Origin of the sequence: Streptomyces sp. NPDC088252 (genome assembly GCF_044740965.1) — a bacterium.
Taxonomy (GTDB): Bacteria; Actinomycetota; Actinomycetes; order Streptomycetales; family Streptomycetaceae; genus Streptomyces.
On record NZ_JBIURS010000002.1, the window covers coordinates 641,750 to 663,312 of the forward strand.

The following is a 21,563-nucleotide window of genomic DNA, read 5'->3' on the forward strand; positions in this document are numbered from 1 at the left end:
CGCTCATTCTCGCGTACGAAGCCGCACGGGCGTGCGGAGGGGCGCACATATGAGGATGTGCACCCCCGACCGGGGAACATGCCTCGTGCATATGCCAGTGGTTTTGGATCCGTGGTGCCGGGCCGATCGGCTGTGACGGTGGGCCGATCGGCCACGGCGACGGCCCGGTGCGCGGTTGTGCAGGGCCCGCCAGGGGAGGTCCGGGCCGGACACGTCGGTGGTCGCGTCGGGTCCGTCAGGGGGCGAGCTGGGCCAGGCCCTCGGCGGCGATGCGCTCGAAGATCTTCTCGTCCGCCGCGAAGTCGGAGTCCTGGATCGGCCAGTGGACGACGATCTCCGTGAAGCCCAGAGCGAAGTGGGTGCCCGCGAAATCCACGAAGGCGTCGACGGACTGCAGCGGTCGGTCCGGGGTGAAACCGGTGAGCAGGATCTTGTCCACCCCGTCGACGTCCCGGCCGACGGACTCGCAGGCCGCGCCCAGCTTGGTGATCTGCCCCCGCATGGCCTCCACGGACTGTTCCGGGGTCCCCGTCTCGTACAGCTTGGGGTCCCCCGTGGTGACCCAGGCCTGGCCGTACCGCGCGGCCAGCTTCATCCCGCGCGGCCCGGTGGCGGCCACCGCGAACGGCAGCCGGGGACGCTGGACACAGCCGGGGATGTTCCGGGCCTCGTTCGCCGCGTAGAACCGGCCCTCGTACGTCACCGAGGGCTCGCAGAGCAACTGGTCGAGCAGCGGCACGAACTCGTCGAAGTGGTCTGCCCGCTCGCGCGGCGTCCACGCCTCCTCGTCGCTCCGGCGCAACGTCGTGGCATCGAAGCCGTTGCCGCCCGCGCCGATACCGAGGGTGATCCGTCCGCCGGAGACGTCGTCCAGCGTGATGAGGTCCTTGGCCAGCGTGACGGGGTGCCGGAAGTTGGGGGAGGTGACGAGAGTGCCCAGGCGCATCCGCTGGGTGACGGCGGCCGCGGCGGTGAGAGTCGGCACCGCGCCGAACCAGGGTCCGTCGCGGAACGTCCGCCAGGACAGGTGGTCGTAGGTGTAGGCGGCGTGGAACCCCATGTCCTCGGCGCGCTGCCAGAACTTCTGGCCCTCGTTCCAGCGGTGGATCGGAAGAATCACAGTGCTCAGACGCATGCCTCAGACGATACGCGGGGCTTTCCGCTGCCATGGATGTGCCGCCGGAGCCAGAACCCGGAGCCAGAGCCAGGAAGCCGCGTCGGCGTCGCAATGGAGGCCGCTACCGTGGCCTCATGGGCATGCTGGGCGAAGCCGAACTTGAAGCCATGATCGACGAGGCGAGGGGCTGGACATGGCTGACCTCGTAGAGGGCGCGAATCAGGGCGCCGACGGACCGTCGCTGACGGATCTCATCGAGCGCAGCGCCACGTTGAAGGAGCGACTGGTCGCCTTCGCGCAGAGCGCCCGCTTCGACCGCTGGTTGACGCCCCTCCTGCTGGAGGCCGCGGGGCCTGAACGGCAGTTGGACGAGGACGAGGCGATCCGGATCACCGACCACTTCATCCTGCGACACCGCCTGCCGGGCGGCTCGACGGTGGTGGACCGGTTCGTCGCCGCACGGAAGGACTTGACCGCCTTCGACCGGGAGATGCTGCTCGGCTGGCGTGACCCGGTCGAGGGCGTCTTCGAGATCCGGCGCAGGGAAAGGGATGGTGTCGTCCTGCTCAACCTGGTCAATGACCTGGAGTTTCGCACGTACTCGAACGTCGGGCGGACCGCGTTCCGTGGAGTGTCCAAGGGAGGGTTCCTCCATACCTGCCTGGTACCCGTGCACTCGACAGACGGGGCGTGGCTGGTGTCCGGGGCGATGTCGTACTACCCCAGGTCCAGTGCCGTCGAGATCGCCCAAGCCGCCCTCGGCCTTGCCACCAGCCGACCCGAGCTGGTCTTCCATAACCCCGCGAAGATCGAGCAGGGATGGCAGCGGATGCGGGAGGACCGAGCCGCATTCATCGAGTTCTGCGGCAGCGACGAACTGGTCCTTCCGCCTGCCGAAGCCGAGGAACGACTCAACGCCTACTACCGCCGGCGCCAGGACGCAACTGTCGACGGACAGTCCGGCCGTGCCCGGGGCAGGCGGCTCCCCGGTCCGGGCCTGCCCCTCTTCGAACTGCCGTGGGAACTGGCGGACTCGGACACCATCGGTGTCATCTACGATCACGTCGACGGGCTCAACTTCTACGCGGACTACGGGATGCTGCGGGACCTCTTCGAGGACCCTGCCCTCGCAGGACGCAGAGAGCACCAGGACCTGCTGCGTACGTACCTGCGCGAGGAGTCGATCACGCCACTGCCGATCCGCCGACTGGCCAACGCCCACCCGGATGCAGCCGACGTGGTGTTCCGGAAGCTCCTGCGGAAACCCGGATTCACCTGGAGCGAGCACGGTGATGCGCTGCTGCGCCGCCGCAAGCCCTGGTACTACGAGAGCGAGCCGCGCCCCGGGGTGTCCGTCATCGGCGACCGCCTGAGTGAGCTGCTCGGTGCGGGACGGCGCTGAGCGTCTGTGTGGAGAGGCCAACCGCTGGTCAGGCTGCGATGGGCGAACGAGGCTCGCCTGAGGTGACGGGAGTGCCCAGGCGCATCCGCTGGGTGGCGGCGCGGGGGCCTCGGCGGGACCGGCCGTGGGGTCAGCCGCGCAGACGCAGGAACGCGGGTGGTACGGCAGCGGTGAGCCAGACCCCGTTGGCGCTGACGTAGAAGGTGTGGCCCGCGTGGTGCATCGCGCTCGCGTCCACGGACAGGACGACGGGACGGCCGCGCCGCGCACCGACCCTGGTCGCCGTCTCGCGGTCGGGCGAGAGATGGACATGCGTTCGGTTCATGGGACGCAGGCCCTCGCTGCGGATCGCGTCCAGTGCGTGTCCCACTGTGCCGTGGTAGAGGTATGCGGGCGGCTCGGCCGACGGGAGGGCGAGGTCCACCGGGACGGTGTGCCCCTGGCTGGCACGGATACGGCCGTTCTCGACGGCGAAACGCCGCTTGTCGTTGACGCCGACCACGTGGTCGAGCTCGGTCCGGCTGATGGGGAAGTTGTTGCGGGCCATGGCGCGCAGCAGTTCATCGATCGCCACCCAGCCGTTGGCGTCGAGGGCGATCCCGATTCGTTCCGGCTGGTGCCGCAGATGTTTGGAGAGGTACTTGGACACCTTGACGGTGCGTCTTTCGTCCATCCCGTCAGAGTGCCCGCAGCGGTCTTTCGTGTGCATCCGGATTTCACCTACCGATTCACTTCAGCAATTTTATTCGCTGAAGCAATTTTCGTCCATAGGTTTGATCCACAGCCAACTCGACTTATCCACAGGGTAATTGAAGATTCTGTGGACAAGTCGGTTCGATATCAGCCAGCTTGATCAATATGCCTGTTTTCAGGGGTGGATGAGGCGAGTGCGTCCAACATCCTTGCCTGGACCTCGCGTTCCGTGGCGGCGGTGACGAAGGCGGGCACGTTGCCCGGACCAACCAACTCCTGCACGGCGTCAATTGTCCCCGTGGGCAGAGCGATCTGTCGGGTCGTCGGTGCTGTTGACCGGAAGGCGAACGGGGTGTCAGCGTCGAGATGGTGTCGCAGATGTCGGGTGGCGAACATGCGCATGGCGCGGGCCAGTTCTGCGTCCACGGTCTGCTGGGCGAGCGGACGCAGTCTGCGCACCATGGCGGCCGCCTCCGCCGCGTCCGTGTCGGTGGGCGGGCGATGACCGAGATAACGCGCGAAAACGTGCTCGGTGGTGAACTCCAGGAAACGCGAGGCGATCTGCTCGACCCGACCGCGAAGTTCCCTCAGATGCCCCGAGATTGCGCTGAGCGGAACCCCGGCCGCGTACAACTCGACCGCCACGGCGAGCTCTTGCGGGCTGGGAACCAGGTACTCGTCGTCCCTCCCCGGCACGGGTTCGAGTACGCCGAGGTCCACCGCCTCGGCGATCGCGTCGTCGTCGGGGCTTGTGCCGAACCTGGTGTTCAGCTCGGCCCGGGTGATCCGGTCGGCCTGCTCGTCCGTCCAGGGGCCGTGCACCTCCGCGACAAGCCCCAGCACGCCGCCCAGACCGCGGCCCGCGTCCCAGGCGTCCAGAAGCTCCTTGATGCTGGCCAGGGTGTAACCGCGGTCCAGCAGATCGGCGATCTGCCGGAGCCGGGCAAGGTGGGTGTCCCGGTACACATTGGCCCGGCCGCGCCGTTCCGGCGTCGGCAGCAGACCGCGGTCCTGGTAGGCGCGGATCGTGCGGACCGTGGTGCCGCTCGCATGCGCCAGGTCCTCGATCCGGTACTCGGCGGCGGCCCGGTGCTCCTTTGCCGACGACTGCCCGGGGCCGCTCACAGCGGCGGCTTCAGTCGGGCGATGGCGCGCAGCGCACCGGGGCTGACCCGGTACAGGAACCGGGCCCCGCGTGCCTCCGGCGTCACCGGTACGACGGCCTGGTCGCGCACCACCGCCTTGAGGATCGCGTCGGCGACCCTCTCCGGCGGATAGTTGCGGAGCCCGTACAAGCGGCTGGTCCGTTTGCGCAGACGCTTCTCCTCCGCCGCGTCGGCACCGGCGAAGTGTGCCGTCGCGGTGATGTTCGTGTTGACGATGCCGGGACAGATGGCGCTGACCCCGATCGACCGGTCGGCGAGCTCGGCCCGCAGGCACTCGCTGAGCATCAGCACGGCCGCCTTGGACGTGCTGTACGCGGGCAGCGCCCGGGACGGCTGGTAGGCGGCGGCGGAAGCCGTGTTGACGATGTGGCCGCCCTGGCCGCGTTCGGCCATCTGCCGGCCGAAGATCCGACAGCCGTGGATGACACCCCACAGATTGACGTCGAGGACGTTCCTCCAGTCCTCGCTGGTGGTCTCCAGGAAGGAGCCGGACAGCCCGATCCCGGCGTTGTTGACCAGGACGTCGACGACGCCGTACTCGGCGGCGACCTTCTCGGCGAGCTTCTCCATCGCCTGTTCGTCGCTGACGTCGACCGCCTCGCCCCAGGCGGCCGGGGAGCCGATCAGCCGGGCCATCTCCGCCGTCCTGGCCGCCCCCTCCGCGTCGCGGTCCACGGCCACCACCCGGGCACCCGCCTCGGCGAAGGCGAAGGCCGTGGCCCGGCCGATGCCGCCGGCCGCGCCCGTCACCAGGACCAGCTGTCCGCCGAACCGGTCCGCGTACGCCCCCGACGGCGCGGTGTCCTGTACCGGCCGGCCATCCGCCCGCGCCGCCTCGTTGGCGGCGACGAACTCACTGATCCAGGCAGCGAGTTGGTCCGGCCGGGTGCGGGGCACCCAGTGCTTGCCCGGCAATGAGCGGCGTACCAACTGCGGAGCCCACATTTCCAGTTGGTCGTACAGCTTCTCCGAAAGGAAGATGTCGCCGGTCGGTGTGATGAGCTGGACCGGAACATGCGCATAGGCATCGGTACGCGGCCGACGCAGCCGGGCCCGGACATTGTCCCGGTAGAGCCAGGCGCCGTGTGCCGCGTCGCTGGGCAGCGAGGACGTCGGATAGTCGCCCGCGGGCACCTTCTCCATCCGTTCGAGAATCCGCGGCCACTGCCTGCCGAGCGGGCCGCGCCAGGCGAGCTCGGGCAGGACCGGCGTATGCAGCATGTAGACGTACCAGGACTTGGCACTCTGGCCGAGCAGCTGGCCGATCCGGCGCGGGGTGGGCCGGATCATCCGCTGCTTGATCCAGTGCCCGAAGTGATCCAGACAGGGCCCGGACATCGAGGTGAACGAGGCGATCCGGCCCTCGGTCCGCTCGACCGTCACGAACTCCCAGGACTGGACCGACCCCCAGTCGTGCCCGACCAGATGCACCGGACGGTCCGGGCTCACCGCGTCGGCGACGGCCAGGAAGTCATCGGTGAGCTTCTCCAGGGTGAAGCCGCCGCGCAGTGGTTTCGGAGCAGTGGACCGGCCGTGGCCGCGGACGTCGTACAGCACGACGTGCCACTGGTCGGCGAGCTGCCTCGCCACGTCCGTCCAGACCTCCTTGCTGTCCGGGTAGCCGTGCACGAGAACGACCGTGGGCCGTGACGCGTCCCCCAACTCGACGACGCACAGCTCGATCCCGCCCGTACGCACCCGGCGCTCACGCGCCCCCGGCAGATTCTGCGGACTCATGCCGCCACCCTCTCCTCGGCCCAGTGCCGCACATGCGGCAGATCGTCGTCCAGCCAGAAGGCGCTCTGTTCGGGGTCCTTGGAGTCCGTGACCACCAGGATCTCCTCGAACTTGGCGCCGGTACCCCGGAATCCGAGGTGCGGTTCGACCGCCCACAGTCCGGGCTGCGGGGGATGGTCGGAGAAGCGGTACGGACTCCACAGCGGCGACCAGCCGTCCCGGTGGCCGTGCAGCGCGTCGCTCAGCAGCCCCTTGAGCGACTGGGTGCCGAAGCCGAACACATGCGGGGACCACCGGCGCTCGGTGACACGGTCGATCTTGTGGGCGATCACCCCGAAGGGATAGGCGCGATGCCTGTTGGCGTACCCCTGCCTGATCATCAGGCGTTCGACGTCCTCGTAGATCTCGCGCAGTGAACGCCGCTCCCGTACCTCGCGCAGAATGAGCTCGCGGTGGACCTCCAGGTCGGCCAGGAGCCTGTCGTGCAGGGGATTGAGCCCGAGACAGCCGGAGTAGCCGATGTCCGCCGTGAAGCCCTTGTACACCGGTGCCATGTCGAGGATGAACGGCATCCCCGGCTCCAGCTCGCGGTTGGTCGGGAAGAACTGCAGGGGCACCTTGAACCCGGCGAAGGCGGTGCGGTCACCGAACCAGGCGAAAGGGAGGTGGAACCAGTCCCGCACGCCGCGCTCGCGCAGCCAGTCGCGCTGCATCCGGGCCGCCTCGCGCTCGGTGACCCCCGGGGCGAGCCGGCCGGAGACCGCCTGGGCGCAGTCGTAGGCGAGGCGCTGTACTTTCCTGAACCCCCGCAGTTCCGGGGCCCGTTCGTCCTTCACTGCCGAGGTCATGCTACCGTCCGTTCCCTGCCGTGTGCGGTACGTGCCCGTAACGTGACACTGATGAATGTGACAATGTCCGGCGGTCACGTCAAGAGGGGCGGGGAGACCTGTGGACAACTCGGGGGACGCCCTCCCCCGACGGGGGAGCTCCTCCCTTGTGGTGGTCCCCCTACGGGTTCGTACATCTGGAGTCTGATGCGCATCCAGCCGCCAGGGCTGACGTCTGCTGTGGCGCGCGCCACTATCTTCGAAGACGTGACTGTGATCGCGACCGAAAGCCTGAGCAAGCGGTTCCCCCGGGTGACCGCGCTTGACCGGCTCTCCTTGGACATCGGGCCCGGTGTGACCGGCCTGGTGGGTTCCAACGGAGCCGGCAAGTCCACCTTGATCAAGATCCTGCTGGGTCTGTCCCCCGCCACCGAAGGCCGGGCCGCGGTACTCGGGCTCGATGTCGCCACCAATGGCGCCGCCATCCGGGAGCGGGTCGGCTACATGCCCGAGCACGACTGTCTGCCGCCGGACGTCTCGGCCACCGAGTTCGTCGTCCACATGGCGCGGATGTCCGGACTCCCGCCGACGGCGGCGCGCGAGCGCACCGCCGACACGCTGCGCCACGTCGGCCTGTACGAGGAGCGCTACCGCCCCATCGGCGGCTACTCGACCGGCATGAAGCAGCGCGTGAAGCTGGCCCAGGCCCTGGTCCACGACCCGCAGCTGGTCCTGCTCGACGAGCCCACCAACGGTCTGGACCCGGTCGGCCGTGACGAGATGCTCGGGCTGATCCGCCGCGTGTACACGGACTTCGGCATCTCGGTCCTGGTCACCTCGCATCTCCTGGGCGAGCTGGAACGCACCTGCGACCACGTCGTCGTCATCGACGGCGGCGCACTGCTGCGCTCCAGTTCCACCAGCGACTTCACCCAGACCACCACGACCCTGGCGGTCGAGGTCACCGACAGCGACGCCCATCCGGACGGCACCGACGCGCTGAGGCAGGCCCTCACCCGGGCCGGGGTCGGACTCGTGGGTCACGACGGTCTCGACGGGCAGGGGCTGCCCGGTGCGGGTCACATCCTGCTGGTCGAGGCGGCCGGTGAGGAGACGTACGACATCGTGCGCGACGCCGTCGCCGGACTCGGACTCGGTCTCGTACGGATGGAGCAGCGGCGCCACCACATCGCCGAGGTCTTCCGCACCGAAGGGGAACCGGAGGCCGCAGCCGCCGCACAGACCGTGCCCGCGGCCCTCGGGGTCGTACAGCAAAAGGGCCTTGCAGCAGAAGGGGAGCGGTCGTGATGAGTACCGAGACCGTGAGCGGAAGCGACATCTCCCGGATCCACAACATCGGGTACCGCTCCTACGACGGCAAGCGGCTGGGCCGCGGGTACGCCCGGCGCTCGCTCTACTCGCAGTCGCTGCGGGGATCCTTCGGACTGGGGCGTTCCGCCAAGTCCAAGGTGCTGCCGATGCTGCTCTCAGGCGTGATGTGCATGATCTCGGCGATCATCGTCGCCGTCGCCATCGCCACCCCGGGGACCACGGCTCTCCCGATCAAGTACACGGCGTTCGCGATCTACATGCAGGCACTCATCGGCCTCTTCCTGGCCTCGCAGGCACCGCAGTCGGTCTCCCGGGACCTGCGATTCAAGAGTGTGCCGCTGTATTTCTCCCGGCCGATCGAACGGGTCGACTACGTCGTCGCGAAGCTGGCGGCCATGGCGTCCGCGCTCTTCATTCTCACCGGGGCGCCACTCGTCATCCTCTATGTGGGCGCGCTGCTCGGGAAGTTCGACTTCGTCGAGCAGACCAAGGGGTTCGGACAGGGACTGGTGTCGGTGGCGCTGCTTTCCGTGCTCTTCGCCGGACTGGGACTGGTGATGGCCGCACTGACGCCGCGCCGCGGTTTCGGTGTCGCCGCGGTGATCGCCGTACTGACCATCTCCTACGGCGCGGTCTCCACGGTCCAGGCCATCGCCTGGCAGACGGGTTCCGAGGGGGCCATCGAGTGGCTCGGGCTCTTCTCCCCCATCACGCTGATCGGCGGTGTGCAGACCGCGTTCCTCGGAGCCGATTCGGCCTTCCCCGGCGGGGCAGGCCCGGGGGCAGGGGCCGGTGTGGTCTATCTGATCGTTGTTCTCGCGCTCCTCGCCGGCTCGTACGCCGTACTGATGCGCCGCTACCGGAAGGTCGGGCTGTGACCACCATCGAGATCGATCACACCTCGCGCTGGTTCGGCAATGTGGTCGCCGTCAACGACGTGAGCATGACGGTGGGACCGGGCGTCACCGGGCTGCTCGGCCCCAACGGCGCGGGAAAGTCCACGCTGATCAACATGATGGCCGGGTTCCTGGCTCCGTCGACGGGCACCGTCACGCTCGACGGCCGGCCGATCTGGCGCAATGAAGCGGTGTACAAGGAGATCGGGATCGTGCCGGAGCGGGAGGCGATGTACGACTTCCTGACCGGCCGCGAATTCGTCGTCGCCAACGCGGAGCTGCAGGGACTCGATGACGCGGCGGCGCGGAAGGCGCTGGCGACGGTCGAGATGGAGTACGCGCAGGACCGCAAGATCTCGACCTACAGCAAGGGCATGCGCCAGCGCGTGAAGATGGCGTCCGCGCTGGTCCACGAACCGTCCGTGCTGCTGCTCGACGAGCCGTTCAACGGAATGGACCCGCGTCAGCGGATGCAGCTGATGGGGCTGCTGCGACGGATGGGGGCGGAGGGCCGCACCGTGCTCTTCTCCTCCCACATCCTCGAAGAGGTCGAGCAACTCGCCTCGCACATCGAGGTGATCGTGGCGGGACGGCACGCTGCGTCCGGTGACTTCCGGAAGATCCGCCGACTGATGACGGACCGCCCGCACCGCTATCTCGTGCGCTCCAGCGACGACCGCGCCCTCGCCGCCGCGCTCATCGCCGACCCGTCGACGGCCGGCATCGAAGTGGACCTGGGCGAACAGGCCCTGCGCATCCAGGCGGTCGACTTCGGACGCTTCACCGAACTGCTGCCGAAGGTCGCACGCGACCACGGAATTCGTCTTCTGACCGTTTCGCCGTCCGACGAGTCCCTCGAATCGGTCTTTTCCTATCTCGTAGCGGCCTGAGTAGTGGCCTGAAAGGAGCTGTGAAGCGTCATGTACGACCCCACAGTCGCCCGGCTCACCTACCGGGCCCTGCTCGGCCGACGCCGGGCCGCCATCCTCTTCGTCCTGCCGGCACTGCTGGTGGTCATCGCCGTGGCGGTACGGATGTTCGCCGGAGCCGATGACCAGGTCGCCTCGGACGTGCTGGGCGGCTTCGCCATCGCCACGATGGTGCCGCTGATCGGCGTGATCGCCGGAACCGGAGCCATCGGTCCCGAGATCGACGACGGTTCGATCGTCTATCTGCTGGCCAAGCCGGTGAAGCGGCCGACGATCATCTTCACCAAGCTGATCGTGGCCATCGCCGTCACGATGGTTTTCTCGGCCTTGCCCACACTGATCGCGGGGCTGATCCTCAACGGCAACGGCCAGCAGATCGCGGTGGCCTACACCGTCGCGGCCCTGGTCGCGTCGATCGCGTACAGCTCGCTGTTCCTGCTGCTGGGCACCGTCAGCCGGCACGCGGTTGTCTTCGGACTCGTCTACGCGCTGGTGTGGGAGGCCCTGTTCGGCAGCCTTGTGCCGGGGGCGCGCACGCTCAGTGTTCAGCAGTGGTCCCTCGCGGTCGCCGAGAAGGTCGGCGGGTCCGGAGCGATCACCTCCGATGTCGGACTGCCGGTCGCGACGGTCCTTCTGGCGGCGGTCACGGTGGTGGCGACCTGGTACGCGGGGCAGAAGCTGCGTACGCTGAAGCTGGCCGGGGAGGAGTGACCGGGAGGTTCCCGCCCGACACCTCCTCCGCACTTCGTCCCTGACCGCTCAGAACTGCGTCAACCCTCGTCCTGTGGACGGGGGTTGACGCAGTTCGGACAGTAGTACGCGTAACTGTACGGTTATCGGTTCGTCGGGCAGAGTGCGTGGAGGCAACTGGGATCTGTGGCGTCGCAGCTTTCGTGAAACAGGGATTGCCGATGCCGGCGAGGCAGTGCCCGCCGGGCCATTGAGTGAGTGGCAACCGTGAGCGTCCTCCGCCCCTCAAGCCCGGGACGGGGCTGTCCAACGTCGGTTTCACGATCGGAAGGCATGTCCATGCCCGCGGAAGTCGCCCTGCTCGAATCGCGTGCGCTGCGCGTCGAGCCAGATGGGGCGCCTCGATGCCCTCGACAAGGTCGAGAGTCTTGTCATGCTCCCGGACGGAATTCACCTTCGCACAGAGGACGTGGCTCGCTACTTCGAAGTATGCACAACCACGGTCAGGAGGCTCACGGACCGCCATCAGGATGAGCTCGTAGAGAACGGGATGCACGTGCTGCGTGGCGCTGAGCTGCGCTCTTTCCATAGCGACGTGCTGTCGCTATGGGCGGGCGAAGTGCCGGAAAGTTATCCACAGGCGGCGACCCGGCTCAGGATCTACACCCGCAGGACCGTCCTCGACGTCGCGATGCTTCTTCGCGACAGCGACATCGCGCGATGTGTCCGTACGTATCTGCTCGCTGTTGAGCGGGACCTGCGTGCGGGCTACGCGTCGCTCGAACACCGCCTCACCCGGGTCGAGACCTGCCTCGCCGGAGTGGGCGGTGCCCTTCAGGAGCTCGGTCCCGTACTCGACCGGATGTCGCACCGGCTCGACAGCCTCGACCGGAGGTTGGACGTCGTACATCAGGTCGTCGGCGCCATGAGCGTGCGGCTGGCCATCTGTCCGAGGACATCGTCCGAATCGACGGCAGGATGGATGATCTCGCCCGCCACCTGAAGGACCTGAACCGCCGCAACGCAGCGCTGATCCGGGGTTGATGGAGGTCATTCGGTGCTGCCCGGAAAATGGGTGGCACCGAAAGGCCGTCCCGGGCACAGTGGTTGGCGCAGTGCGCACCGACGACAACAACCGCACGCCGCAAACCGGGAGAGGAGCGCGACGATGACCGAGAGTCCGAGTCCGTCGAGTTCCCAGCGTGGCGGGCCCGAGCCGGCACCGGAGTAGTCACCGACGACCCCGCCGTGCCGATCGGCGCAGGACGCCCGGGGCGGCTTTCTCGCGCATCGCGCGGCCGCCCTCCCGGAGGATTGGCCGAGTGGAAAGGCAGCGGCTTGCTAAGCCGTCGTCGGGGCCGTAGTCCCCGCGCGCGTTCGATCCGCGCATCCTCCGCAGCGAAAGTGCCGGGTACGAGTACGGGCCGACCGCTCTTTCCGCAGCCGGCCCGTACTCGTACCTGCACGAACGTTCCGTGGAGACGTGCCTGCGAGGGCGCCCGGCAGAGACGTGTCCGTCAAGCCGGACGTGTCCGTCAAGCCGTGGGGGTACGGCTGAGCAACCGCTCCAGCACCACGGCGATGCCGTCGTCCTCGTTGGACGCGGTGATCTCCTGGGCCACGGCCTTCAGATCGGCGTGCGCATTGTCCATCGCCACACCCCGCTGCGCCCAGGCGAACATCGGGATGTCGTTCGGCATGTCACCGAAGGCCAGCGTGTCCGCGGCCTTCACCCCCAGCCGGCGTGCGGCCAGCGAGAGTCCGGTCGCCTTGCTCAGCCCCAGTGGCAGGATCTCCACCACGCCGGGGCCGGCCATGACCACGTCCACCAGATTGCCGACCGCCGCCCGCGCGGCCTTGGCCAGTGCGTCGTCGTCGAGATCGGGGTGCTGGATGTAGACCTTGTTCAAGGGGGCGGACCACAATTCGGCCGGGTCCTCGACGACGAGGGTCGGAAGCGGCCCTTCCTGCACGCGGTAGCCGGGGCCGACCAGCACCTCGCCGTCGAGCCCGTCGCGGCTCGCCGCCAGCGCCAGGGGACCGGCCTCGGCCTCGATCTTGGACAGCGCGAGACCGGCCAGCTGCCGGTCCAGCGTCAGCGAGGTCAGCAGTTTGCGCTCGCCCGCGTGGTAGACCTGTGCGCCCTGACCGCAGACCGCGAGGCCCTCGTAGCCCAGGTCATCCAGGATGTGCCGGGTCCACGGGACCGCGCGGCCGGTGACGATGATGTGTGCGGCGCCGGCCTCGGTGACCGCGGCCAGCGCCGCACGGGTGCGCTCGGAGACCGTGTCGTCGTTACGCAGCAGCGTGCCGTCGAGATCGGTCGCGACGAGCTTGTACGGAAAGGTCACTTGGCGACCGGCTCCAGCACCTCGCGCCCGCCCAGGTACGGACGGAGCACCTCGGGCACCCGTACGGAACCGTCGGCCAGCTGGTGGTTCTCCAGGATCGCCACGATCGTGCGCGGTACGGCGCAGAGCGTGCCGTTCAGCGTGGCCAGCGGCTGGACCTTCTTACCGTCACGCATCCGGACGGACAGGCGGCGCGCCTGGAAGCCGTCGCAGTTCGACGCGGACGTCAGCTCGCGGTACTTGCCCTGCGTCGGGATCCACGCCTCGCAGTCGAACTTCCGGGAGGCCGAGGCACCCAGGTCGCCGGTGGCGACATCGATCACCTGGAACGGCAGCTCAAGAGCGGTGAGCCACTGCTTCTCCCAGTCCAGCAGCCTGCGGTGCTCCGCCTCGGCGTCCGCCGGGTCGACGTACGAGAACATCTCGACCTTGTCGAACTGATGGACGCGGAAGATGCCCCGGGTGTCCTTGCCGTACGTGCCGGCCTCGCGGCGGAAGCACGGCGAGAAGCCCGCGTACCGCAGCGGCAGCTTGTCGGCCTCGATGATCTCGTCCATGTGGTAGGCGGCGAGCGGGACCTCGGAGGTGCCGACCAGGTAGTAGTCGTCCTTCTCCAGGTGGTACACGTTCTCCGCGGCCTGACCGAGGAAGCCGGTGCCCTCCATGGCACGCGGGCGCACCAGCGCCGGCGTCAGCATCGGGACGAAGCCCGCCTCGGTGGCCTGCGCGATCGCCGCGTTGACGAGGGCGAGCTCCAGCAGTGCGCCGACACCCGTCAGGTAGTAGAAGCGCGAACCGGAGACCTTGGCGCCGCGCTCCATGTCGATGGCACCGAGCTTCTCGCCGAGCTCCAGGTGGTCCCTGGGCTCGAAGCCCTCCGCGCCGAAGTCACGGATCGTGCCGTGCGTCTCAAGGACGACGAAGTCCTCCTCGCCGCCGACCGGCACGTCCTCGTGGACGATGTTGCCGAGCTGGAGCATCAGCCTCTTGGCCTCGGCGTCGGCCTCGTCCTGCGCCGTGTCGGCAGCCTTGACGTCGGCCTTCAGCTGCTCTGCCTTCTTGAGGAGCTCGGCGCGCTCCTCGGGCGAAGCCTTGGGGATGAGCTTGCCGAGCGATTTCTGCTCGGAGCGGAGTTCGTCGAAGCGGACGCCGGACATCCTGCGCCGCTCGTCGGCGGAGAGAAGGGCGTCGACGAGCGCGACGTCCTCTCCACGGGCGCGCTGGGAGGCGCGAACACGGTCGGGGTCCTCACGGAGCAGGCGAAGGTCAATCACCTCTCCAGGCTACCGGTGAGCGCTTCTCCAGCTCGAACCGATATCGCCAAGCGTGTCACTTTGCCCGAATTGCCTGAATTGATAATGCTGAAGAGCATTACAGGTCTGGGTCGATCTCGACCGTCAATAAAAAGAGTTTACTCCCCTAAACGGGGCAGAAGGTGCCGACTGTCTTGACGTATCAGCCTTGCCTGGAAGGGGAGTTGGTCGTCACTTGTCCACAGGTGTTGCTGCTTCGCGAAGTTATCCACAGGCTGTGAAGAAGATCTGTGGATGCCGGAAGCGATCATTCCGAAAAGCGTGTGAGGGCTCCTGGAATGACGTCTCAAACCCGCTTCAGACGCTCGTTCGGGTGGGAATTCGCCCTACTGAAGAGTTGATCAATGGAATTGAGGCGACGCGATGCGACTCGGGTGACCTGCCGCCCTGTGGATGCATCTGGGATGCCTGGGGTGATATGTCGACGATGTCCCATCGGGATGTCGACTTGTCCCCAGGCTGCGAACCATGCCTGTGGATAACTTTGTGGATGACGAAAATCGGCCGATAGCAACAGCGATGCGGGGGCGGCGGGACGCGACCGAGCGGCTCGGCCGCAAGCCGGGGGAACCCGGGGCCGTCGGCTCCGTACCGCCGTCAGCCCCGGCCGTCCAGGTTGCGGGCCAGCCAGTCGGAGGCCTCCGTGAACTCCGCGTCCGACGTCCCCGCCCGCAGCGGCCGTACGTCCTGCAGTGCCACTCCGGCCCGCGGATACGAACCGAGGAAACGCACCTTCGGGCAGATCCGCTTCAGCCCCATCAACGCCTCGCCGACCCGGCGGTCCGAGATGTGCCCCTCGGCGTCCACCGCGAAGCAGTAGTTCCCGATGCCCGCCCCCGTCGGTCGCGACTGGATCAGCATCAGGTTCACTCCGCGGACAGCGAACTCCTGGAGCAGTTCGAGCAGCGCTCCGGGGTGGTCCTCGCCCAGCCAGATGACCACCGAGGTCTTGTCCGCACCCGTCGGCGCGGCAGGCCGGGCCGGGCGGCCGACCAGGACGAAGCGGGTCTGCGCGTTCTCCGCGTCATGGATCTCGGTCACCAGCGGTTCGAGACCGTAGGTCGCTGCGGCGAACTCACCTGCGAAGGCGGCGTCGTACCGTCCCTCCTGCACCAGCCGGGCACCGTCGGCGTTGGAGGCCGCTGACTCCCATACGACGTCCGGGAGGTGGGCGGCCATCCAGTTGCGCACCTGCGGCTGCGCGGCCGGATGCGCGGTGACCGACTTGATGTCGGACAGTTTGGTGCCCGGCCGCACCAGCAGCGCGAAGGTGATGGAGAGCAGCACCTCGCGATAGATCATCAGCGGTTCGCCGGCGGTCAGCTCGTCGAGCGTCGCGGTGATGCCGCCCTCGACGGAGTTCTCGATCGGTACGAGCGCCGCCGCGGCGGTCCCGTTGCGCACCGCGTCCAGAGCCACCGGTACGGAGACCATCGGCACGAGTTCGCGGGTGGCGGCTTCCGGGAGCGTACGGAGGGCGACCTCGGTGAAGGTGCCTTCAGGGCCGAGATATGCGTAGCGCGTGGCGGACATACCGTCACCCTAATCTGCCCCGGACGCTCAGGACTCCAATAGCCGCTGACCCACGTACTCGCCGTCCGCCGCGCCGCCCGGCACCGCGAACAGGCCACTGGCCTCGTGCCGGATGAACGGGGACAGGGCATCTCCCCGGTCCAGTTTTCGCTGCACCGGTACGAATCCACGCAGTGGATCCGCCTGCCAGCAGATGAACAGCAGCCCGGCGTCCAAAGACCCGTCCGCCGCGATGCCGTCGTGGTACGAGAAGGGGCGCCGCAGCATGGCCGCACCGCTGTTCTTCTCCGGGGAGGAGATCCGGGCGTGGGCATTGTCCGGGATCAGGAGCTTGCCGTCGGGGCCCGCCCGGTCGAGGTCCATCGCGGTGGTCTCGGTGCCACCGCTCAGCGGAGCGCCGTCCTTCTTGCGGCGCCCTATGACCTGCTCCTGTCGCTGCACCGGGAGCTTCTCCCAGTCGTCGAGCAACATCCTGATCCGGCGGACGACCGCATACGAGCCGCCGGCCAGCCAGTCGTACTTCGTGTCCGTCCCGGCCGGGACGAAGACACGCCGACCGAAGTCGCTGTCGGCGGGCTTCGGGTTGTTCGTGCCGTCCACCTGCCCCATCAGATTGCGAGCGGTCATCGGCTGCGCGGTGGCGCCGGGGGAGCGGTTGAAGCCGTTCATCTGCCAGCGGACCCGGGCGGCCGGGGCCGCCTCCTTCTGTACGGCACGCAGTGCGTGGAAGGCGACGAGTGCGTCGTCGGCGCCGATCTGTACCCAGAGATCGCCGTTGGAGCGCTTGGCGTCGATGTGGTCGGCGGAGAACGGCGGCAGCGGGTCGAGCCCTGGTGGCCGGTGGTCGACCAGGCCGGTGCGTTCGAAGAAGGTGCCGCCGAAGCCGAAGGTGATGGTCAGCGAAGAAGGCCCGGCATCCAGCGCGATCCCGGTGTCATGGGCCGTGCCGTCCGCCGAACCGCTGTCGGCCGGTTCGCCGGCCATCAGGCGCCGGGCCACGTCCGACCACCGGCGCATCAGGACGGCCGCCTCCTTCCGTCCAGCGCCGGGCGCCAGGTCGAAGGCGACCAGATGACCCCGTGCCTGAAGCGGAGTGGTGATCCCCGGTTGATGTTTCCCGTGAAACGTCACCTGGGCGGCGCCGACCGTGGTCAGAGCGGTGCGCTCATCGGGCCGGGCCGCGGCATAGCCGGTCGCACCGCCCGCCGCACCCAGCACGAGCCCGGTCGCACCGGCCGCGCCCGCGGTGCCGAGCAACCGCCGTCGGGAGATGGAACCGCTGCCGGGAGTCCCGTCGCCCTTGCTGGGCGCGTTGCCCTTGCTGCGACCGGCTCCGCCCTTTCCGTTCCCGTCTCCGACGGAGGTCCTGCCGTTCCCCGCAGTGGTCCTTCTGCTGCGGGGGGAGCTCTTCTTGCTGCTGTTTCCGCTCACGATCCTGCTCAGCCGATCTTCACGTTCTTGTCGATGGTCGTCTGATCGATGTCCGACGTACGCACGGTCACGGCGACCTTCCATGTGCCCGCCATCGGGATCTGGACGCCGCTCGCGGTCCAGTGACCCTCGGTGAGTCGGACGGGGAGTACGGGAAGCGGGCCGATGTCCTTGGACTCCAGGGTGAAGGCGAGCTTCAGCTCGGGGACGTCCATGGCCTTGCCGTCGGGGCTGTCGATCCAGATGTGGAGCTCGTTGGTGCCGGTACGGGCGGGGTCGATGTCCATCCGTACCGTTCCCTTGCCGTTCTGACCGCCGGTGTCGAAGGGCAGCGTCAGATTGACCGGGCCTTCGGCCGCGGGAGCGGTGGCCGTCGTGGTGCCACGGGCCGCTTCTTCCTCCGTACGTCCCGGCTCGGTCGAGGTCAGCACGGTCGTCACGGCCAACAGCGCCACGGCGACCGTGACTTCGGCCAGCACCGAGCGGCGCAGCCCGGACCGCTCGGGGTCGGCGTCGCGGATCCGCTTCTTCTCGGCGGTGGCCACGGCGGCCCGCTGCCGCGCGAGCTGCGCCGCCCGCGCGGGGTCCTCGGCCAGGGACGCCGGTGCGCCTTCGGCCCGGGGTTTTTCGGTCCTGGCCCCGTCTTCCGTCCTGGCCCCGTCTTCCGTCCCGGCCCCGGGCCTCTCGATCGCGGCTCCGACCTCGGCTCCGACCGCGGCTCCGACCGCGGCTCCGACCTCGGTCCCGACCTCGGTCGCATCGGTTTGCGCCCCGGCTCCTTCCGCGCTCCTCTCCGCAGCGGCTCCGTTCGCGACCAGGCGTTCGGCTCCGTTGGAGACCAGGCGTGCGGTCCAGCGGCGTGAGAACCAGGCGATCCCGACCAGGACGGCGACGAGTCCCACCTTCACGAGCAGGAGTCGCCCGTACTCGGTGCCGGTGAGCGCGGACCAGGTGCCGACCTGGCGCCAGGACTGATAGATCCCGGTGGCGGTGAGCACGAGCACGCTGCCGAAAGCGATGCGGGAGAAGCGCCGTACGGCCGTGGCTCCGATGTCCGGCGTCCGGTGGAGCGCGACCAACAGGGCCACCAGCCCCCCCAGCCAGGCCGCGACGGCCAGTAGATGGAGTATGTCGACCGGCATGGCGATGCCCGGCTGGATCCCTGCCGAAGCATGTTCGGCGAGCGCCCAGGTCCCGGCGATCCCGGCGGCGATCACCGTGCCGCCGACGGCCAGTCCGAAGGTGAGGTCCTTCTTCTCGCGCTCGTCCTCGCGCTTGGCATACGCCCCGAACAGCACGGCGATGAAGAGCGCGGAAGCGCCGAGCAGCAGCAGCCTGGATACGAGCGCCGCCCCGGGCCTGGTGTCGAGGACAGCCTTCAGACCGTCGAGGTCGAAGGCGTCCGCGAGCTTCCCGGAGCCGGTGTACGGATTGCGCAGGAGCAGCATGGCCAGGGTGGCCGCGGTGAGGGTCATCCAGCCGCGTACGACCAGGCGTTGCAAGGGGCGTGCACCTGCCCCGCGCTGCCAGCAGGCCAGCACGAAGGCGGCGCCGCCGGCCAGCAGGATGAAACCGGCGTAGGCGGCGTAGCGCGCGATGTCGTAGAGGGTTCCGACGAGTCCGCCTCCGGCCTGTTCCGTCGGAAGGGCGACCGTGGTCTCGGAGGGGGCTCCGACGGAGAAGGTGAAGGCGCCCGAGACGGGGTGGCTGTCCGCGGAGACGGCCTGCCAGGCGACGGTGTACGTACCGTCGGGCAGCCCGGAGTGCAGCGAGACGCCGTACTTCACGGTGGAACCGCTGCGCAGATCACGGGGGGCGACGGCGGTGTCGGCGCGTTTGCCGTGGGGGTCGAGGACCCTGACGGAGTCGCTGCCCATGGCGACCTGTTCGGAGAAGGTGAGCGTGACCTCCTTGGGAGCGGTGTCGACCACCGCCCCGTCCTGCGGATCGCTCCCGGTGAGCGCGGCATGTGCGGACGCGGGGCCCGCACCGCCCAGCAGCAGGCCGAACACCATGCCGACAAGCGCGGCGAGGAGCGCGGCCGCGGCGAGCGGTCGTCGTGGCACGGGAGTGGACGGGGGCGTTCCGAAGTGTGGGGCGGTGGCTGTCATGGCGAGTCAGTCCCTCACTGCTTCTTCGGGTTGTGGGTGGTCTCCTTCACGGGAAGGTCGACCTTTATCGGGTCGGCCTTCTCGAAGTGCAGCTCCACGGACACCTTCTCGCCCTGCTTGGGCTGTTGCTTGAGGTTCATGAACATGATGTGGTTCCCGCCGCGTTCCAGATCCAGTTCGCCGCCTGCGGGGACCTCGAAGGACGACACCATGCGCATCGTCTGGTTCTTCGACTCGTGGATCGTGACGTCGTCGGAGAGGGGGCTGGTGACCGAGGTGAGCCGGTCGGACGTGCCGCCGCTGTTCCGTATGACGAGGAAGCCGGCCGCCATGTCACTGACGGGCTGCGGCATGAACGCGCCTGTCACCTTCAGCACGGGCCTGCTGCCCGAGGAGGAGCACCCCGCCAGCGCCAGCCCGGTGGTGAGGGCGACGACGCCGGCGAGGGCGGTGCGGCGGTTCACGGATTCTCCCCCTTGATGATCTTGGGGAGGTCCTTGGTGTAGTCGTCGGGCGAGGTGTCCTCGCTGTACACGAGGTACCCCTTGTCGGTCTTCGGGGAGAACGCGATGACCTGGGATCCGTGCATCGAGACGACCGTGCCGTCCTTCTCCTTCTTCGGCGCGTCGATGCCGATGCCGATCTGGCGCGCGCCCGCCTGGATGGTGGGGAAGTCGCCGGTGAGGCCGATGAAGGAGGGATCCTGGGACTTGAGCCAGGCGCCCAGCGAGGACGGGGTGTCCCGCTCGGGATCGGTGGTCACGAAGACGACCTGGAGCTTGTCCTGGTCGGCCTTGGGGAGGGACTTCCTGGCAATGGCGATGTTGCTCATGATGAGCGGGCAGACATCGGGGCAGTTGGTGTAGCCGAAGTAGATCAGCGTCGGCTTGCCCTTGGTCTGCTCACGGAGGTCGTACTTCTTGCCGTGGGTGTCGGTGAGGACGAGATCGGGCTTGGTGAACGGCTGGTCGAGCACCGTCGCGGCCTTGGTCTTGGCCTCGACGGACACATCGGCGATCGGCTTCTTCGCGCTGTCGTCGCTGCTGCCGCAGGCGGACAGCGAGAGCGCGGCCGCGGCGACGAGCGCCGCGGCCAGCACAGTCTTCTTACGCATGGAGCACTGATTCCTGGTGGGTCGGTGGGACGGGTGGGGCTGTGGTTCAGGCAGTGCGACGGCGGCCGGCGAGGATGCCGAAGGCCACTCCCGCGATGCCGACGACGATGCCGACGATGCCGAGAACCCGGGCCGTGGTGTCACTGTCGGACGTGTCCGAAACGGCCGTCGTCTGCTTGTCCGCTGCCTGTCCGGTGGCGTCGGCACCGGCCTTGTCGGTGGTACCCGCGCCGTGCTCGTCGGCGGACGCCGCGGTCAGCTTGAGGACCGGTGCCGGGTTCTCGGGCTCGGCGGCGCCGTCCTTCGGCTCCTCGATCCAGCGGACGACCTCCTTGTTGTCGTACGTCTGGATGGCCTTGAAGACCAGCTGATCGGCGTTCTCGGGGAGCTGCCCGATGGAGAGCGGGAACTGCTGGAAGTTGCCCGGACGGATGCCGAGGTCGTTCTTGTCGCCCTTGGCGGTCCAGGTGACCTTGGAGACGGCCTCGTTGATCTTCTCGCCGTGCATTTCGAGCGGCTTGGCCAGCTTGCTCTTGGTGACCTCGACGTCCCAGCCGGGCACGGCCTGCGGCATGACGGAGGCCAGCGGGTGGTCGGTCGGGAAGTTCACCTCGACCTTGGTCGTCGAGGCGTCGGCGCGCTCGTTGGGGACCTTGAAGTTGACGGTGGCGTAACCGCCCTTGGCGGCCTCGCCCTGGGGCTGCACGCTGACGTGCGCGGAGGCGGTGCCGGCGAGGATCAGCACGGTGGACGCGGCGATGCCGCCGGCGAGGGCGATACGGGAAACGTTCATGACAGGGATCACTCCACGGAAACACGAAGGAAAGGTGGTCCGGCGCGCGGGTGCGCGGCGGCATCGCGACACCTCTGCCTCACGTGGCGTGCGTACGCCGACTCGCCGGGCACCGGTCGGTTCCGGGC

General features: G+C 68.4%; 18 protein-coding genes, 1 tRNA gene and 1 pseudogene. 7 read left to right on the plus strand and 13 right to left on the minus strand.

The genetic code is table 11. From position 1 onward, the window contains the following. Positions 1-235: 235 nt before the first annotated feature. Positions 236-1,135, minus strand: coding sequence for an LLM class flavin-dependent oxidoreductase (locus tag ACIOHC_RS06675; protein ID WP_351076262.1), 900 nt, complete (start codon positions 1,133-1,135; stop codon positions 236-238). 175 nt (positions 1,136-1,310) lie between these two features. On the opposite strand from ACIOHC_RS06675, the gene ACIOHC_RS06680 reads away from it, so the two are divergent. After that, positions 1,311-2,519: a hypothetical protein gene (locus tag ACIOHC_RS06680; protein ID WP_389636004.1), complete on the plus strand. Its 1,209-nt coding sequence runs from the start codon at positions 1,311-1,313 to the stop codon at positions 2,517-2,519. A 130-nt stretch (positions 2,520-2,649) separates the two neighbouring features. Here the strand turns inward: ACIOHC_RS06680 and ACIOHC_RS06685 are convergent, their stop codons facing one another. The 4 genes from ACIOHC_RS06685 to ACIOHC_RS06700 form a co-directional block, all read right to left on the minus strand. After that, positions 2,650-3,192 carry an RNA 2'-phosphotransferase gene (locus tag ACIOHC_RS06685; protein WP_365688621.1) on the minus strand — a complete coding sequence of 181 codons (543 nt, stop codon included), beginning with the start codon at positions 3,190-3,192 and terminating at the stop codon, positions 2,650-2,652. A 167-nt stretch (positions 3,193-3,359) separates the two neighbouring features. Beyond that, a complete protein-coding gene (locus ACIOHC_RS06690; RefSeq protein WP_365688619.1) occupies positions 3,360-4,337 on the minus strand; it encodes a MerR family transcriptional regulator in 978 nt (325 codons plus the stop codon). Continuing rightward, positions 4,334-6,115, minus strand: coding sequence for an SDR family oxidoreductase (locus ACIOHC_RS06695; RefSeq protein WP_401841713.1), 1,782 nt, complete (start codon positions 6,113-6,115; stop codon positions 4,334-4,336). The genes ACIOHC_RS06690 and ACIOHC_RS06695 overlap by 4 nt, the downstream gene beginning before the upstream one ends. Continuing rightward, positions 6,112-6,963, minus strand: a complete 852-nt coding sequence (locus tag ACIOHC_RS06700) for a M24 family metallopeptidase (protein ID WP_389635998.1) — start codon at positions 6,961-6,963, stop codon at positions 6,112-6,114. The genes ACIOHC_RS06695 and ACIOHC_RS06700 overlap by 4 nt, the downstream gene beginning before the upstream one ends. A gap of 186 nt (positions 6,964-7,149) precedes the next feature. Between ACIOHC_RS06700 and ACIOHC_RS06705 the strand changes: the two genes are divergently transcribed. The 6 genes and pseudogenes from ACIOHC_RS06705 (at position 7,150) to ACIOHC_RS06730 (ending at position 12,185) form a co-directional block, all read left to right on the plus strand. Beyond that, positions 7,150-8,250: an ABC transporter ATP-binding protein gene (locus tag ACIOHC_RS06705; protein ID WP_401841716.1), complete on the plus strand. Its 1,101-nt coding sequence runs from the start codon at positions 7,150-7,152 to the stop codon at positions 8,248-8,250. After that, positions 8,250-9,152: an ABC transporter permease gene (locus ACIOHC_RS06710; protein WP_401841719.1), complete on the plus strand. Its 903-nt coding sequence runs from the start codon at positions 8,250-8,252 to the stop codon at positions 9,150-9,152. The genes ACIOHC_RS06705 and ACIOHC_RS06710 overlap by 1 nt, the downstream gene beginning before the upstream one ends. Beyond that, entirely contained in the window at positions 9,149-10,060 is a 912-nt protein-coding gene (locus ACIOHC_RS06715; RefSeq protein ID WP_351076242.1) for an ABC transporter ATP-binding protein, read from the plus strand. The genes ACIOHC_RS06710 and ACIOHC_RS06715 overlap by 4 nt, the downstream gene beginning before the upstream one ends. A 30-nt stretch (positions 10,061-10,090) precedes the next feature. Then, the gene (locus ACIOHC_RS06720; protein WP_351076240.1) at positions 10,091-10,810 is read left to right on the plus strand and encodes an ABC transporter permease; all 720 of its coding nucleotides are present in this window, start codon (positions 10,091-10,093) and stop codon (positions 10,808-10,810) included. 318 nt (positions 10,811-11,128) lie between these two features. Further along, positions 11,129-11,833: pseudogene (locus ACIOHC_RS06725) on the plus strand (hypothetical protein). A 264-nt stretch (positions 11,834-12,097) separates the two neighbouring features. Beyond that, positions 12,098-12,185 (plus strand) — tRNA-Ser (locus ACIOHC_RS06730). Between the two features lie 139 nt (positions 12,186-12,324). Here ACIOHC_RS06730 and ACIOHC_RS06735 read toward each other — a convergent pair. From ACIOHC_RS06735 to ACIOHC_RS06770, 8 genes are all read right to left on the minus strand, one after another. Continuing rightward, on the minus strand, positions 12,325-13,140 hold the full coding sequence (locus tag ACIOHC_RS06735; RefSeq protein WP_351076238.1) for an HAD family hydrolase: 816 nt from the start codon (positions 13,138-13,140) through the stop codon (positions 12,325-12,327). Continuing rightward, positions 13,137-14,414, minus strand: a complete 1,278-nt coding sequence (serS, locus tag ACIOHC_RS06740; protein WP_351076236.1) for a serine--tRNA ligase — start codon at positions 14,412-14,414, stop codon at positions 13,137-13,139. The genes ACIOHC_RS06735 and serS overlap by 4 nt, the downstream gene beginning before the upstream one ends. A gap of 636 nt (positions 14,415-15,050) precedes the next feature. Next, positions 15,051-15,986, minus strand: a complete 936-nt coding sequence (gene pheA / locus ACIOHC_RS06745) for a prephenate dehydratase (RefSeq protein WP_351076234.1) — start codon at positions 15,984-15,986, stop codon at positions 15,051-15,053. A 27-nt stretch (positions 15,987-16,013) separates the two neighbouring features. After that, on the minus strand, positions 16,014-17,258 hold the full coding sequence (gene efeB / locus ACIOHC_RS06750) for an iron uptake transporter deferrochelatase/peroxidase subunit (protein WP_401841764.1): 1,245 nt from the start codon (positions 17,256-17,258) through the stop codon (positions 16,014-16,016). Between the two features lie 167 nt (positions 17,259-17,425). Beyond that, the gene (locus tag ACIOHC_RS06755) at positions 17,426-19,528 is read right to left on the minus strand and encodes a copper resistance CopC/CopD family protein (RefSeq protein ID WP_401841724.1); all 2,103 of its coding nucleotides are present in this window, start codon (positions 19,526-19,528) and stop codon (positions 17,426-17,428) included. A gap of 14 nt (positions 19,529-19,542) precedes the next feature. After that, a complete protein-coding gene (locus ACIOHC_RS06760; protein ID WP_351076226.1) occupies positions 19,543-19,992 on the minus strand; it encodes a copper chaperone PCu(A)C in 450 nt (149 codons plus the stop codon). Then, positions 19,989-20,642 carry an SCO family protein gene (locus ACIOHC_RS06765; RefSeq protein WP_351076223.1) on the minus strand — a complete coding sequence of 218 codons (654 nt, stop codon included), beginning with the start codon at positions 20,640-20,642 and terminating at the stop codon, positions 19,989-19,991. The genes ACIOHC_RS06760 and ACIOHC_RS06765 overlap by 4 nt, the downstream gene beginning before the upstream one ends. A gap of 46 nt (positions 20,643-20,688) precedes the next feature. Next, positions 20,689-21,435 (minus strand): YcnI family protein, encoded by a 747-nt coding sequence (locus ACIOHC_RS06770; protein ID WP_351076221.1) that lies wholly within the window; start codon positions 21,433-21,435, stop codon positions 20,689-20,691. Positions 21,436-21,563 lie beyond the last annotated feature (128 nt).

What these genes read in the sequence shown, in the direction of transcription:
- ACIOHC_RS06770 (WP_351076221.1), bottom strand. Translation starts at nt 21,435, where the DNA reads ATGAACGTTTCCCGTATCGCCCTCGCCGGCGGCATCGCCGCGTCCACC.
- ACIOHC_RS06700 (WP_389635998.1), bottom strand. Translation starts at nt 6,963, where the DNA reads ATGACCTCGGCAGTGAAGGACGAACGGGCCCCGGAACTGCGGGGGTTC.
- ACIOHC_RS06675 (WP_351076262.1), bottom strand. Translation starts at nt 1,135, where the DNA reads ATGCGTCTGAGCACTGTGATTCTTCCGATCCACCGCTGGAACGAGGGC.
- ACIOHC_RS06680 (WP_389636004.1), top strand. Translation starts at nt 1,311, where the DNA reads ATGGCTGACCTCGTAGAGGGCGCGAATCAGGGCGCCGACGGACCGTCG.
- ACIOHC_RS06710 (WP_401841719.1), top strand. Translation starts at nt 8,250, where the DNA reads ATGAGTACCGAGACCGTGAGCGGAAGCGACATCTCCCGGATCCACAAC.
- ACIOHC_RS06755 (WP_401841724.1), bottom strand. Translation starts at nt 19,528, where the DNA reads ATGACAGCCACCGCCCCACACTTCGGAACGCCCCCGTCCACTCCCGTG.
- ACIOHC_RS06695 (WP_401841713.1), bottom strand. Translation starts at nt 6,115, where the DNA reads ATGAGTCCGCAGAATCTGCCGGGGGCGCGTGAGCGCCGGGTGCGTACG.
- ACIOHC_RS06765 (WP_351076223.1), bottom strand. Translation starts at nt 20,642, where the DNA reads ATGCGTAAGAAGACTGTGCTGGCCGCGGCGCTCGTCGCCGCGGCCGCG.
- ACIOHC_RS06720 (WP_351076240.1), top strand. Translation starts at nt 10,091, where the DNA reads ATGTACGACCCCACAGTCGCCCGGCTCACCTACCGGGCCCTGCTCGGC.
- ACIOHC_RS06685 (WP_365688621.1), bottom strand. Translation starts at nt 3,192, where the DNA reads ATGGACGAAAGACGCACCGTCAAGGTGTCCAAGTACCTCTCCAAACAT.
- ACIOHC_RS06705 (WP_401841716.1), top strand. Translation starts at nt 7,150, where the DNA reads ATGCGCATCCAGCCGCCAGGGCTGACGTCTGCTGTGGCGCGCGCCACT.
- pheA (WP_351076234.1), bottom strand. Translation starts at nt 15,986, where the DNA reads ATGTCCGCCACGCGCTACGCATATCTCGGCCCTGAAGGCACCTTCACC.